Consider the following 12,390-nt stretch of genomic DNA (forward strand, 5'->3'; position numbering starts at 1 on the left):
GTGATCAAACACAAGAAAGCCCAGTGGCCCTGGCACGGGCTGACCGCGCTGGTCCTGGTGGGCCTGGCGTTCAGCCTGTACATGGCCACCTCGATGATTTCCTACGAGTGGCGCTGGAACCGCGTTCCGCAGTACTTCGCCTACAAGGCCGAGGAAACCCAGCGGGCAGCCGATTACGGCACCGTGCAGGAAATCGTCATTTCCGGCGATAACGCCCGCGTGACGCTGAAGGGCGAAAGCGGCGCCGAGCAGGTGCTGGATGTGGACGCGGACAGCCTGCAACTGAGCCGCGGCGACGATGTTGCCGAAGGCGATCAGATCGGTGTGACCCGCCACTGGGCCGCCGGGCCGCTGGCCTGGGGCCTGTGGACCACGCTATGGATCTCGGTCGTGTCCGGCGCCTTGGGCCTGGTGATCGGCCTGTTCGCCGGCCTGTGTCGGTTGTCGACCAACCCGACCCTGCGCGACCTGTCGACGGTGTACGTAGAACTGGTGCGTGGCACCCCGTTGCTGGTGCAGATCTTCATCTTCTACTTCTTCATCGGTACCGTGCTCAACCTGTCCCGCGAATTTGCCGGGGTGGCTGCACTGGCGTTGTTCACGGGCGCCTACGTGGCAGAAATCGTGCGGGCCGGGGTGCAGTCGATTGCCAAAGGCCAGAACGAAGCTGCACGCTCGCTGGGCCTGAATGCCGGCCAGTCGATGCGCCACGTGATCCTGCCCCAGGCTTTCAAACGCGTACTGCCGCCCTTGGCCGGCCAGTTCATCAGCCTGGTCAAGGACACCTCGCTGGTGTCGGTGATCGCCATTACCGAACTGACCAAGAGCGGCCGCGAGGCCATTACCACCTCGTTCTCCACCTTCGAGATCTGGTTCTGTGTGGCAGGCCTGTACCTGCTGATCAACCTGCCGCTGTCGCACATTGCCAGCCGGCTCGAGCGGAGGCTTGCGCAAAGTGATTGAAGTCCGTGACCTGCTGAAAATATTCGACACCCGCGGCCAGGTGGTCCGGGCTGTGGATAACGTCACCACCCAGGTGGCCAAGGGCGAAGTGGTGGTGGTGCTGGGCCCGTCGGGCTCGGGCAAGTCCACCTTCCTGCGTTGCCTTAACGGGCTGGAGCACTTCGACCAGGGCCATGTCGCCATCGACGGCCTGCAACTGGCTGACCCGAAGACCGACATCAACGCCTACCGCCGCGAAGTCGGCATGGTGTTCCAGCATTTCAACCTGTTCCCGCACATGACCGTGCTGGAAAACCTGTGCCTGGCGCAGAAGGTGGTCCGCAAGCGCAACAAGGCGGACCGTGAGGCCAAGGCGCGGGCGTTGCTGGAGAAGGTGGGCATTGCACAGAAGGCCAACGAATACCCGTCACGGCTTTCCGGCGGTCAGCAGCAGCGTGTAGCGATTGCCCGCGCCTTGTGCATGGAGCCCAAGGTCATGCTGTTCGATGAACCGACTTCTGCGTTGGACCCTGAAATGGTCGGCGAGGTGCTGGACGTGATGAAAACCCTGGCCCAGGAAGGCATGACCATGGTCTGCGTCACCCACGAAATGGGCTTTGCCCGCGAAGTGGCCGACCGGGTGCTGTTCTTCGATCACGGCAAATTGCTGGAAGACTCGGCCCCGGCCGCGTTCTTTGCCGCGCCGAAAGACCCGCGCGCGCAGGCCTTCCTGCGTCAGGTGCTTTAACCTGCACCGGCCTCTTCGCGGCTAAAGCCGCTCCTACACGCAACGTGGTCGGTGTAGGAGCGGCTTTAGCCGCGAACACCGGCAATGCCGGTGCCATCCACTGAGATGTCTGCGTCGCGGCCCTCAGATATTGAACCGCCCGACCATCCCCCGCAGCTGCTGCCCCAGCTGTTCCAGCTCGCCGCTCGACATCGCTGTCTGCTCACTGGCCGCACTGGTCTGGTCCGACACATCCCGCACATTCAGCACGCTCCGGTTGATCTGCTCGGCCACCACGCTCTGTTCTTCGCTGGCCGTGGCGATCTGCTGGTTCATGCCCTGGATGTTCGACACCGTGTTGGTGATCTGGCCCAAGGCATCGCCGGCCCTGCGGCTCAGCTCCACACTTTGTTCGGTCAGCTGCTTGCTGTTGTCCAGCAAGCGGGTGACCTCGTCGGTGCCGCTGTGCAGGCTGTCGATCAACTGGCCGATCTCTTCGGTTGCGGTGGAGGTGCGCTGGGCCAGGCCGCGTACCTCGTCGGCCACCACGGCGAAACCGCGCCCGGCTTCACCGGCCCGTGCCGCTTCGATGGCGGCGTTCAGGGCCAGCAGGTTGGTCTGCTCGGAGACCGACTTGATGACATCGAGAATGCTGCCAATCCGCTGGCTTTCGCCCGCCAGGTGATGCATGGCCGCCAGGCAATGGTCCATCTGCCCGGCCAGTTGCTCGATGCGGCCGATGGCTTCGGCCACCACCTGGTCGCCCACCTGAGCCTGCTGGTCGGCGCTGGTGGCGGCCTGCGAGGCCTGCTCGGCGTTTTGCGCCACTTCCTGAACCGTGGCGCTCATCTGGTTCATGGCGGTGGCAACCTGGTCGGTTTCCTCGCGCTGCTGGTTGATGCGCAGCTTGGTGTCTTCGCTGCTGGTCGCCAGCTGCGAGGCCGCTTGCGACAGCTGGCCGACGCCCTGGTCGATGCCCCCGATCAGTTCGCGCAGGCTCAAGGTCATCTCCCGCATGCTGGTCTGCAACTGGCCCATTTCGTCACGGCGCTGCACGGTGTCGACCTGGCTCAGGTCGCCCTTGGCGATGCGCGCCGCCACCGCCAGGGTCTGGCGCAAGGGTTGGGTGATCTGCAGGGTGATCAGCCAGGCAGCCAGGGCCCCCGCTACCAGTGCTAGCAACGCAACGCTGGTCAGCAGCGAGCGGGCGGCCAAGGCTTCGCGGTCACGTTGCTCGACCTTGCGTTTACCCAGTTCCAGGCTGAGCGCGCGCAACTCGTTGCCCATTCGCTCCATGTTGTTCTGCAATTGCTCAACCCGCACGGCGGCGCGCCGGTATTGGTCCAGGCTGGCGCGGTATTTGGCCAGCTCGACACCGGGCTGCTCGCTGACAGCGCGTGGCAGGCCAAGCGGCGCCAGGCCTTTGAGCAGTTGCTCGAGGCTGGCCTGGGCTGCGTCCAGGGCGCTGTCGCCGACTTTGGCAAAGTCCTCGACCGGGACGAACGTGTAGGCGGGTACGAGGCTTTGCTGGTTGGCACCATCCACTTGCCGGCTGAGGGTGTCCATTTGCGCCAGGGCACCATTTTGCTGGCTGTGGGCCGGCATGTTCAGCAACGCCTGGGTCTGCAGCTCATCGATGGCATCGTTGAGCTTCTGCTCCTGCTCCTGCATTGCCTGGCGCAAGGCCACCCGGTTGGCGACGGTGCGCTGCAACTCGGTGAAGTCATCGCGCAGGCGCTGCAACAGGGTCAGCTTATCGGTCAGCATCTGGCGCGACTCATCGACGTTGCTGCGCTGCTGCAGGGTGCTGAGCATGCTGTTGAGCTGGTCGAAGATGTTGCCGATAGTGGCCTTGCTGGCGTCGTCGTTGAGCACGCGGAAGGTGATGCGCTCTGCGCGCAGGTCTTTGGTCAGGTCGTTGATTTGGCCGATTTCGCTGAGCTGTTGCGAGCGGACGATGGCGTCGTCCAACGCACGCCAGCCGCTGATGGTGGTGGCCAGGGTAAGCAGCAGGACCACAGCGAAGCCGAGGGCCAGCTTGGCAGCCACGCTGATGTTGCCGAGCTTGCGGTTGAGGTAGCCGAGCATGGTGAGTCTCCGTGCGAAAGGGGGAGGGCATGCAGGCGTATTGCCGGCATGACACCTTTGCCCATCGGCAGCGGAGCTGTAGGACTTGACCTGATAATCAGGTAGGAAATTTCGCTGCGGCTAGTAGGAAATGTGTCGCCTGTGCCTGGCCGCTCCGCGCCGAACTGACGCGAAGAGGCCAGGCACACCCGATCAGAGCCTGAAGCGCCCCACCAACCCTTGCAAATGGGTGCCCAGCCGCGCCAGCTCCACGCTGGAGCTGGCCGTCTCCTCACTGGCCGCCGAGGTCTGGTCGGAAATGTCCCGCACATTCATCACGCTGCGGTTGATCTCTTCGGCCACGGCCGTTTGCTCTTCTGCCGCGGTGGCGATCTGCTGGTTCATCGCCTGGATGGACGACACGGTACGGGTGATGGTTTCCAGCGAGCTGCCGGCGCGGCGGGTCAGCTCGACGCTGCTGTCAGTCAGTTGGCGGCTGCTGTCCATCACGCTGGCCACCCGCTGGGTTCCGCTTTGCAAGCCGGCAATCAGTTCTTCGATTTCTTCGGTCGACTGCTGGGTGCGCTGGGCCAGGCTGCGCACCTCGTCGGCCACCACGGCAAAGCCGCGCCCGGCTTCGCCTGCACGGGCAGCCTCGATCGCTGCGTTGAGCGCCAGCAAGTTGGTCTGTTGAGCCACCGACTTGATCACGTCGAGCACGCTGCCGATCTTGTCGCTCTCGGCCTTGAGCTGGTTCATCGCTTCGCTGGAGTTGATCACTTCGCCGGCCAGGCGCTCGATCTGCGCCACCGCTTCGCCCACCACCCGGTCACCTTCACGGGCCTGCTGGTCGGCCATCAAGGCCGCTTCCGAGGCTTGCTCGGCATTGCGTGCCACGTCGTGCACGGTCGCCGTCATCTGGTTCATGGCAGTCGCCACCTGATCGGTCTCGACCTTCTGGTTGTTGACCCCGGCGCTGGTCTGCTCGGTCACCGCCGACAGTTGCTCGGCCGCACTGGCGATCTGCGTTACCCCATCGCCGATGCCACCGATCAGCTCGCGCAAGCCTTGAGTCATGCGCTGCATGCTGGCTTGCAACTGGCCCAGCTCGTCACGGCGGTCTACCGGCAGGTTGTGGCTGAGGTCGCCGCTGGCTACCCGCTCGGCGGCGCTCAGGGTCTGGCGCAGGGGCACGACGATCTGCCGGGTAATCGCCCAGGCTGCCAGCAGGCCAAGGGCCAGCGCCAGCACGGTGGCGATCAGCAGCAGGGTCTTGGCCTGGGCGGCCGCGCTATCCCGTACGGCGGTCTGGGAGGTGGTCATCGCCTCGCTGGTCTGCAGCAGCGCTGCGCCGAGCTCGACCATGCGTTGCAAGGCTTGATCGCTGGCCGTCTGGGCAGCGCCGAACTGGTTGACCGCATCCCGGTAGCCGCCCATGGCAGTGGTAGCGTCGTCCAGGCTGGCGGCATAGTCGGCCGGCACCTTGGCCGGCAGGGCACGCAGTTCGAGCAAGGCCTGGTCGATGGCTTTGAAGGCGGTTTGCTGGTACTCGGCATTGCCGCTGTAGGTATAACCGCGTACCTGGAAGCGGGCTTGCTGCAGCAGGGCGTTGACCTCCACGGCCGACTGGTATTGGCTTATGTCGCCGCCCTGGCGCAGGCGCTGTTGCACCCGGTTCAGCAGTTCGACGGCCTTGTCGGCGCTATCGCCGAGCACTGCGCGGCTTGCCTCGCGGCGTTGGCCGGCCTGTTTCAGCTCGCCCAAGGCCTGCTGGTAGCCGCGCACGGCCTCGCGCTGCTGCTCCAGGCGCTGGTGGTCGGCAGGCTGCTCGATCTGGCCGAGCATCACTTGCACCTGGCGGTCCAGCGTAGCCAGGGCTTTTTCCACGTCTGCGATCGAGGCATCGTCACGCTCGCGTTGATAACGCTGGCGGGCGATACGCAGTTCCTGAGTGTGCTGCTGAATGACCGAGATATTCCCCAGCTTGTCGCCACGGCCGATGATGCTGTCCATGCCGTGCCAGCCGGTCAGGGTGATGGCCACGGTCAATAGCAGGACCAGGCCGAAACCCATTCCCAGTTTGCGGTTCACGCTCATATTGCCCAGCGATTGGGCTAACCATTGATACATGTAGACTCCCGGTCGGCTTGGCAGCACGAAACTTTGTTGTGTTGCCAAGGCCATCGGCCCGGGAAGGGGAAACTTGATGGGCGATTAGGTGGCGTTTGCGTCAGAAAATGCGCGAAAGCAGCGCAGTGACGGCCGTTTCCACGCGCAGAATGCGCTCACCCAGCTGCACGGGCGCCAGGCCTGCCTTGCCCAGCAGGTCGATTTCGTAAGGAATCCAGCCACCTTCGGGGCCGATGGCCAGGGTCACGGGCTGGTCCACGGCGCGCGGGCAGGCAGGGTACGGGCCGGGGTGACCGACCAGGCCCAGGGTACCAGCAGCGATCGCGGGCAGGCGGTCTTCGACGAACGGCTTGAAGCGCTTCTCGATGATCACCTCGGGCAGTACCGTGTCGCGGGCCTGTTCCAGGCCGAGGATCAGGTTGTCCCGAATGTTTTCCGGCTGCAGGAACGGCGTTTGCCAGAAGCTTTTCTCGACCTTGTAGCTGTTCAGCAGGATCAACCGCGGTACACCCAGGGTAGCCACGGTCTGGAACAGCCGGCGCAGCATCTTCGGGCGGGGTACAGCCAGCACCAGGGTCAGCGGCAATTTGGCCGGCGGTTGCTGGTCGAAGGCCACCTCCAGCTCGGCCTGGTGCGGTGCCAGGCGCAGCACCGTGGCCTTGCCCATCAAGCCGTTGACGCGGCCCACGCGCAGCTGGTCGCCGACCGCCACGCGGTGGATTTCCTGCATGTGGGTGAAGCGCCGGTCAGCCAGCACCACGCGGTCGGCCGCAACGAAGTCGGCCTGTTCAAGCAGCAGCAGGTTCACGGTTGAGTCGCTGGCGGCTGGTCGTTGGAATCGTCGGCAGTTTCGTCGTGGGCACTGCGCTTGCGCACCAGGCTGCCGCACAGCACCCCGACTTCGAACAGCAACCACATGGGCACGGCCAGCAGGGTCTGCGAGAAAATGTCCGGTGGCGTGAGGATCATGCCGACCACGAAGCAGCCTATGATCACGTAAGGGCGGATCTTCTTCAGGTACTTCACGTCGACCACGCCGATCCACACCAGCAGCACCACCGCCACCGGGATCTCGAAGGCCACGCCAAAGGCGAAGAACAACGTCATCACGAAATCGAGGTAGTTGGCGATGTCGGTCATCATGGCCACGCCTGCCGGGGTGGCTGCCGCGAAGAACTTGAACATCAGCGGGAACACCAGGAAATAGGCGAACGCCATACCGGCATAGAACAGCAGGATGCTCGACACCAGCAGCGGGATCGCGATGCGCTTTTCGTGGCGGTACAGCCCCGGTGCGATGAAGCCCCAGATCTGCTGGAGGATGAAGGGGATGGCCAGGAACAGCGACACGATCATGGTCAGCTTGAACGGCGTGAGGAACGGCGAGGCCACGTCGGTGGCGATCATCGTTGCGTTGGCTGGCAAGTGATCACGCAGGGGGGCGGAGACCAGGGTGTAGATCTGCTGGGCGAAGGAGAACAGCCCGGCAAAGATCAGGAAAATGACCGCAACGCAGCGCAGCAGGCGGGTGCGCAGTTCGGTCAGGTGCGAAACCAGCGGCATTGGCTGGTCGTGTTCCGGATTCTCGCTCATGGGGCTCGCGGCGGTTGAGGCGGTTCAGTGGTTGTGCCCGGGGTGGCCGGTGTTTCCACTGGCATGGCTGCGACCCCGGCGGGTGGCTGCACGGTGGCGGTGGTCACGGGCGGCTGTGCCGGTGGCGTCAGCGGGTTGAGGATGCGCTTGGCTTCCTCTTCCATCTGCAGGATGTGCTCGTTGTGCAGCTGGCGGCGGATGTCGTCGGCGCCGATTTCACGCTCCACTTCCATCTTGATGCTGTTGAAGCTGCGCTTGAGCCGCCCGATCCACAAACCTGCGGTGCGGGCGGCGCCTGGCAGGCGCTCGGGGCCGAGCACCAACAGGGCGACCAGGCCGACGAGCAGCAGCTCGCTGAAACTGATGCCGAACATGGGTCAGTCTTTCCGCTGTGGCTCTTGGACCGGCTGTGCCTGGCCCTCGATGGTGTGGCCTGGCTGCGGCTGGGCGGTGTTCTGCACCGGCGGCACAGGCTGGGCAGGCGGCGGGGTTTGCTCGGCCGGCTTGTGCTCTTCATCGTTCATGGCCTTGCGGAAGCCCTTGATCGACTCGCCCAGGTCACTGCCGAAGTTCTTCAGCTTCTTGGTGCCGAATACCAGCACCACGACCACCAGCAGGACGATCCAGTGTTTCCAGTCAAAGATACCCATTTCGTACTCCTGAAAAAATGTCAGTGAAGCTTCAGGGGCGCCCGGCGCCCCCCGCAAATGCATCAGGCAGAAGGCGTTCGCGCAGCCTTCTCATCATGCCCGGACAGCCCGAAGCGGCGCTCCAGTTCGTCCAGCACCGCTTGCGGATGCTGGCCCAGCGCGCTGAGCATCACCAGGCTATGAAACCACAGGTCGGCGGTTTCGTAGATGACATCGCTGTAATCCTTGCTGTGCGCGGCGTCCTTGGCGGCGATGATGGTTTCGACCGACTCTTCGCCGAGCTTTTCAAGGATCTTGTTCAGGCCCTTGTGGTACAGGCTGGCCACATAGGAGCTGTCGGGCGCCGCTTGCTTGCGTTCTTCAAGCACGGCGGCCAGGCGGTTGAGGGTGTCGCTCATGTCAGTGTCCTGCGCTGTAGATGGCATCCGGGTCCTTGAGGACCGGGTCGACGATTTTCCACTGGCCGTCTTCGTAGACGCGATAGAAGCAGCTTTCCCGGCCGGTATGGCAGGCGATATGGCCCAGTTGCTCGACCATCAGGATGATGACGTCGGCGTCGCAGTCCAGGCGCAGTTCATGCAGCTTCTGCACATGCCCGGACTCTTCGCCCTTGCGCCACAGCTTGCCACGCGAGCGCGACCAGTAGATGGCGCGTTGCTCGGCGGCCGTGAGCGCCAGCGATTCGCGGTTCATCCAGGCCATCATCAGCACCCGTCCGGTCTTGTGGTCCTGGGCGATCGCTGGCACCAGGCCATCGCTGTTCCACTTGATCTCGTCCAGCCAGTCTTTCATCGTCGACTCCAAAGCGAGCCCGCTCCTGTACCGGGCCATTTGCGCTAGTGTGCCAGCCACAGGCGCGGCTGGCTATTGGCGCACGATCAGGTAAAGGCCGGCGGCCAGCATCAGCCAGGCGGGCCAGGCTGCAGGCGCGGCCAGGCTGGCGGCCTCGGCAGCACCCGCGGCCAGTACCGCGCCCCCGCCCAGCAGGCCGGCACCCAGCAGGCGCAGCGCCCAGCGGTCGCCCTTGCGGCGCTCTGGCAGTTGCGGGTCATGCAAATGCGGTTGCGACAGGCGTTCGAGCAGGTCGCGGGTCATACCGGCCAGGTGCGGCAACTGCTCGACCTGGCTGTGCAGGTTGCCGAACATGGCCTTGGGGCTGTAGCGCTCGCGCATCCAGCGTTCTAGGTAGGGCTTGGCGGTGCTCCACAGGTCCAGGTCGGGGTAAAGCTGGCGGCCCAAGCCTTCGATGTTGAGCAAGGTTTTTTGCAGCAGCACCAACTGCGGCTGCACTTCCATGTTGAAGCGCCGTGCGGTCTGGAACAGGCGCATCAGCACCTGGCCGAAGGAAATATCCTTTAACGGTTTTTCGAAGATCGGTTCGCACACGGTGCGGATCGCGGCTTCGAACTCGTTGACCTTGGTATGCGCCGGGACCCAGCCCGAATCGATGTGCAGCTCGGCCACACGCCGGTAGTCGCGCTTGAAGAAGGCAAACAGGTTGCGCGCCAGGTAGTCCTGGTCTTCGGCGGTGAGGCTGCCGACGATCCCGCAGTCGATGGCGATGTACTGCGGGCTCCACGGTTTGACCGTGCTGACGAAGATGTTGCCCGGGTGCATGTCGGCATGGAAGAAACTGTCGCGGAACACCTGGGTGAAGAACACCTCGACACCCCGTTCGGCCAGCAGCTTCATGTCGGTGCGCTGGTCGGCCAGGGTAGCCATGTCGGTCACGGGCACGCCATAGATGCGCTCCATGACCAGCACCTTGGGGCGGCACAGGTCCCAGTACACCTGGGGCACGTACATCAGCTCGGACCCTTCGAAGTTACGCCGCAGCTGGCTGGCATTGGCCGCTTCGCGCAACAGGTCGAGCTCGTCGTAGATGGTTTTTTCGTAGTCGCCGACGATGTCCACCGGGTGCAGGCGGCGGGCATCGGCCGAGGCGCGCTCGGCGGCCTTGGCAATCAGGAACAGCCAGGCCAGGTCCTGGGCGATGACCGGCTTGAGGCCGGGGCGGACCACCTTGACCACCACCTCTTCGCCCGTTTTCAGGCGCGCGGCATGCACCTGTGCGACCGAGGCCGAGGCCAGCGGCTCGACGTCGAAGCGGCTGAACAGCTCGCCCACCTTGGCACCCAGTTGCGCTTCGATCAACGCCACGGCGTGTTTCGGGTCGAATGGCGGCACGCGGTCCTGCAGCAGCATCAGCTCGTCGGCGATGTCGGGGGGCAGCAGGTCGCGGCGGGTGGACAGCAACTGGCCGAACTTGATGAAGATCGGCCCCAGGTCCTGCAGCGCCAGGCGCAGACGTGCGCCACGGTTGAGCTCGGACGGCTTGCGTGGCAGCCAGCGCCACGGCATCAGCAGGCGCAGGCTGGCCAGCCACCAGGGCAGCAGGGGTTGATCGAACAGCAGGTCATCCAGGCGGTAGCGGATGACCACACGCTGAATGCGGAAAAGGCGGCGGACGGCGAGCAGCTTCATGCGTTATCGCTGGAATCAAGGGATCGGGAAAGGCGCTTGAGGCGCGCCTCAAGGCGTTCGGTGTCGAGTTTCAGGGCATCGAGTTCGCTGAAGGCAGCCTCGGCTTCACGCTTGCCGACCAGCGTGCGCGACTCTTCGGCCAGGTACTCGGACAAATTCTGGCTGAAGCGCGCCAGGCCCTGGCGGGTCCAGCGTGCGCGCAGGCGGATGTGGCCGGCCAGCATGGCCGTGGCCACCGGGCCGAGCCAGCGTTGCAACTCGTGCTCCCAGTCCAGTTCCAGGTCCTGCAGCACACCGAACAGGTCGAGCAGCACGGCGCTGTCGCCGTGCAGCTCGACCTGCGGGCTGTGCAACACGCCAGTCTTGTCCTTGGCCATGGCCAGTTGCGCCAGGCTGCCGGCCGGGGCGCGCAGGCTGCAGTCGACCTCGCCTTCCCAGTGGGCGGCGAGCATCAGGCCCTCTTCATCGGGCAGGATGAACACCTGCAAGGCCGGTTGGCGGCAGTCTATCTCGATGACCTTGCCCGCCAGCGCGCCCAGCCGCGGCAGGGCCGTGCTGTCCATGCGCAGGACGCGGTTCAGGCCCTGTTCGACACTGGCGAGCAGCCCGGCCAGCAGCATCAGGGCTTGATTCCCCGGTGCACGGCAACAATGCCGCTGGTCATGTTGTGGTAGGTGACGCGGTCGAAGCCGGCCTCGACCATCATGCTTTTCAGGGTTTCCTGGTCGGGGTGCATGCGGATCGACTCGGCGAGGTAACGGTAGCTTTCGGAGTCGTTGGTGATCAGCTTGCCGGCCAGGGGCATGAAGGCGAACGAGTAGGCATCGTAGGCCTTGGACATGAGCTTGTTGGTCGGCTTGGAGAACTCCAGGATCAGCAAGCGGCCACCGGGCTTGAGTACACGCAGCATCGAACGGATGGCTGCATCCTTGTGGGTGACGTTGCGCAGGCCGAAGGCGATGGTCACGCAATCGAAGTGGTTGTCCGGGAACGGCAGCTTTTCCGCGTCGGCCTGCACGAATTCGATGTTGCCGGCCACGCCGCGGTCCAGCAGGCGGTCACGGCCAACCTTGAGCATCGAGTCGTTGATGTCGGCCAGTACCACTTGCCCGGTCGGGCCGACCAGGCGCGAGAACTTGGCGGCAAGGTCGCCGGTACCACCGGCGATGTCCAGCACGCGGTTGCCGCTGCGCACACCCGAGAGCTCGATGGTGAAGCGCTTCCACAGGCGGTGCATGCCGCCGGAGAGCACGTCGTTCATCAGGTCGTACTTGGCAGCTACCGAATGGAATACCTCGGCAACTTTCTTGGCTTTCTGGCTTTCAGGGACGTCCTGGTAGCCGAAATGGGTGGTGGGTTCGGCGTGGTCGCCTTTGCGCTGGTCGTTCATATCGCTTCACCGGAAAAAATTACCGCCATTCTAGGGCGAACGGGCGGATTTGTCTTGGCAGGGTGTGCCTGTGGCCGGGGGCGGGCATAATGCCGATTATGTCTACATCTTCAGGAACACCCGCATGACCCAGATCAGCGTCGAACGCAAACACTCCCTCGGCCGTGACGCCGCCCGTGCCAAGGCCCAGGCGCTGGTCGACAAGCTCAGCCGCGAGTACGACCTCCAGGCCACCTGGAACGGTGACCGGGTCGATGTGGCGCGCAGCGGCGCCAAGGGTAGCGTGCAGATCGGCGAAGACAGCATCCGCGTGGAGCTGAAACTGGGCATGATGCTGTCGATGATGAGCGGCACCATCAAGGGCGAGATCGAGCGGGCGCTGGACAAGGCACTGGCCTGACGCCCGC

Annotated in this window: 14 protein-coding genes and 1 pseudogene; 3 read left to right on the forward strand and 12 right to left on the reverse strand. The window is 64.4% G+C overall.

Features of this window, described 5'->3' with window-relative positions:
• On the forward strand, positions 1-963 hold the full coding sequence (locus EGJ22_RS11615) for an amino acid ABC transporter permease (RefSeq protein ID WP_029886376.1): 963 nt from the start codon (positions 1-3) through the stop codon (positions 961-963).
• Positions 956-1,690 carry an amino acid ABC transporter ATP-binding protein gene (locus EGJ22_RS11620; RefSeq protein ID WP_029886375.1) on the forward strand — a complete coding sequence of 245 codons (735 nt, stop codon included), beginning with the start codon at positions 956-958 and terminating at the stop codon, positions 1,688-1,690. Before EGJ22_RS11615 ends, EGJ22_RS11620 begins: the two co-directional genes overlap by 8 nt.
• A gap of 123 nt (positions 1,691-1,813) precedes the next feature.
• Here EGJ22_RS11620 and EGJ22_RS26900 read toward each other — a convergent pair whose 3' ends face one another.
• From EGJ22_RS26900 to ubiE, 12 genes and pseudogenes are all read right to left on the reverse strand, one after another.
• Complete coding sequence (locus EGJ22_RS26900; protein ID WP_370593834.1) at positions 1,814-2,707, reverse strand: methyl-accepting chemotaxis protein; 894 nt, start codon at positions 2,705-2,707, stop codon at positions 1,814-1,816.
• A 9-nt stretch (positions 2,708-2,716) separates the two neighbouring features.
• Positions 2,717-3,757: pseudogene (locus EGJ22_RS26905) on the reverse strand (methyl-accepting chemotaxis protein); the annotation flags it as partial.
• A 192-nt stretch (positions 3,758-3,949) separates the two neighbouring features.
• Positions 3,950-5,866, reverse strand: a complete 1,917-nt coding sequence (locus EGJ22_RS11630) for a methyl-accepting chemotaxis protein (protein WP_064314818.1) — start codon at positions 5,864-5,866, stop codon at positions 3,950-3,952.
• A 100-nt stretch (positions 5,867-5,966) separates the two neighbouring features.
• Positions 5,967-6,674 carry a 16S rRNA (uracil(1498)-N(3))-methyltransferase gene (locus EGJ22_RS11635; protein ID WP_029886372.1) on the reverse strand — a complete coding sequence of 236 codons (708 nt, stop codon included), beginning with the start codon at positions 6,672-6,674 and terminating at the stop codon, positions 5,967-5,969.
• Positions 6,671-7,459, reverse strand: a complete 789-nt coding sequence (gene tatC / locus EGJ22_RS11640; RefSeq protein ID WP_009684304.1) for a twin-arginine translocase subunit TatC — start codon at positions 7,457-7,459, stop codon at positions 6,671-6,673. The genes EGJ22_RS11635 and tatC overlap by 4 nt, the downstream gene beginning before the upstream one ends.
• A complete protein-coding gene (gene tatB, locus EGJ22_RS11645) occupies positions 7,456-7,833 on the reverse strand; it encodes a Sec-independent protein translocase protein TatB (RefSeq protein WP_029886371.1) in 378 nt (125 codons plus the stop codon). Before tatB ends, tatC begins: the two co-directional genes overlap by 4 nt.
• Positions 7,834-7,836: 3 nt before the next feature.
• Entirely contained in the window at positions 7,837-8,109 is a 273-nt protein-coding gene (locus tag EGJ22_RS11650; protein WP_029886370.1) for a twin-arginine translocase TatA/TatE family subunit, read from the reverse strand.
• A 62-nt stretch (positions 8,110-8,171) separates the two neighbouring features.
• Positions 8,172-8,507 carry a phosphoribosyl-ATP diphosphatase gene (locus tag EGJ22_RS11655; RefSeq protein WP_009684306.1) on the reverse strand — a complete coding sequence of 112 codons (336 nt, stop codon included), beginning with the start codon at positions 8,505-8,507 and terminating at the stop codon, positions 8,172-8,174.
• Between the two features lies 1 nt (position 8,508).
• Positions 8,509-8,901, reverse strand: a complete 393-nt coding sequence (gene hisI / locus EGJ22_RS11660; protein WP_003249284.1) for a phosphoribosyl-AMP cyclohydrolase — start codon at positions 8,899-8,901, stop codon at positions 8,509-8,511.
• Between the two features lie 72 nt (positions 8,902-8,973).
• The gene (gene ubiB / locus EGJ22_RS11665) at positions 8,974-10,593 is read right to left on the reverse strand and encodes a ubiquinone biosynthesis regulatory protein kinase UbiB (protein WP_029886369.1); all 1,620 of its coding nucleotides are present in this window, start codon (positions 10,591-10,593) and stop codon (positions 8,974-8,976) included.
• On the reverse strand, positions 10,590-11,213 hold the full coding sequence (locus EGJ22_RS11670; protein ID WP_009682368.1) for an SCP2 domain-containing protein: 624 nt from the start codon (positions 11,211-11,213) through the stop codon (positions 10,590-10,592). The genes ubiB and EGJ22_RS11670 overlap by 4 nt, the downstream gene beginning before the upstream one ends.
• Positions 11,213-11,983, reverse strand: coding sequence for a bifunctional demethylmenaquinone methyltransferase/2-methoxy-6-polyprenyl-1,4-benzoquinol methylase UbiE (gene ubiE / locus EGJ22_RS11675; protein WP_009682367.1), 771 nt, complete (start codon positions 11,981-11,983; stop codon positions 11,213-11,215). The genes EGJ22_RS11670 and ubiE overlap by 1 nt, the downstream gene beginning before the upstream one ends.
• A gap of 124 nt (positions 11,984-12,107) precedes the next feature.
• On the opposite strand from ubiE, the gene EGJ22_RS11680 reads away from it, so the two are divergent.
• Positions 12,108-12,383 carry a polyhydroxyalkanoic acid system family protein gene (locus EGJ22_RS11680; RefSeq protein ID WP_009682366.1) on the forward strand — a complete coding sequence of 92 codons (276 nt, stop codon included), beginning with the start codon at positions 12,108-12,110 and terminating at the stop codon, positions 12,381-12,383.
• The last annotated feature ends 7 nt before the right edge of the window (positions 12,384-12,390 follow it).

The organism is Pseudomonas sp. p99-361, from assembly GCF_003935475.1.
Lineage (GTDB): Bacteria > Pseudomonadota > Gammaproteobacteria > Pseudomonadales > Pseudomonadaceae > Aquipseudomonas > Aquipseudomonas juntendi.